General features: G+C 72.4%; 2 protein-coding genes. Both read right to left on the bottom strand.

Annotated elements, in window-relative coordinates; genetic code table 11:
* Positions 1-420 (bottom strand): hypothetical protein (locus H0488_RS23390; RefSeq protein ID WP_183101553.1); only part of this gene is annotated, 420 nt, incomplete at its 3' end.
* A gap of 105 nt (positions 421-525) precedes the next feature.
* The coding region (locus H0488_RS23385) for a hotdog family protein (protein ID WP_512698555.1) at positions 526-972 on the bottom strand (447 nt) is incomplete at its 5' end.

Raw genomic sequence — 972 nt, 5'->3', positions numbered from 1 at the left:
GTTGACGGTGGTGGTGCCCCCCGGGCCGAACCTGGCGCCGCCGACGCCGCTGCCGAAGCGGCCGCCGGTGGCGTTGATGGTGCCGCCGCCGGTGGCCTCGATGGTGAGGGAGGCGCGGCTGGTGCGGATGCCCGCCTGGTCGGCGCCGCCGGTGAGGGTGAGGGTGTGGCCGTTGAGGTCGAGGGTGACGTCGCTGCCCGTGGGGAGGGTCAGGCCGGTGCCCGTGCTGGTGATGTCGGCGGCGAGCACCACGGTCACCGGGCTGGGGGAGTTCACGGCGCTCTGCAGCGCGGCGAACGTCGAGACCGTGAACGTGGCCGCGTGCACCGGCGGGGTGGGCGCCAGGACGGCGAGCAACCCGATCAGCAGGGCGGATACAGCTATCCGCGCACGGCTGCCTTGACGGTAGTTGCTGACCACGGCGGGTCCTCACGATGATCGGCGAAAGGAAGAATCGCCGGGGCTCGTCACGTCAGTGACGCGCCTTGTTACGACACTACTCCCAGGATGTCGACGGCGTCCGGTTCACGAGAACGTCGCCGGATCGACGGTGATCCAGACGTGCTCGGCGGTGGCGCGGAGGCCGCCGTCGTAGTCGTAGAGCGACGATGCGGTGAAGGTCTTGCGGCCCTCGCTGCCGCGGACCTCGCCGACGACGACGTACTGCTCGCCGGTGACCGGCAGGTGGTCGAGCCGGAGCGTGATGGTCCCGAGCACCATCGGCCGCTCGTCGATGTCGGTCGCCCAGCCGCCGGGGCAGTCGAGCGCCGCCCAGGTGATCGGCACGCTCACGTCGTACGGCGTCCACGTGGCGGCCACCCGGGTCGGGTCGTCGGCCAGCGGGCCGGCGAAGATCCGGAGGCCGGTGCCGGGCCGGCGCTCCGGGCCGCAGGTGAAGCAGGACGGGAACGGGTGACGCACGAACCCCCGGTAGCGGGTCTGCGCGTCAGTGGCTGCGGCGACCGACGCCGG

The organism is Nocardioides pelophilus, assembly GCF_014180685.1.
GTDB classification, from domain to species: Bacteria; Actinomycetota; Actinomycetes; order Propionibacteriales; family Nocardioidaceae; genus Nocardioides; species Nocardioides pelophilus.
Note: the sequence above shows the minus strand (reverse complement) of the source record. Positions and strands in the feature narration are given on the sequence as shown.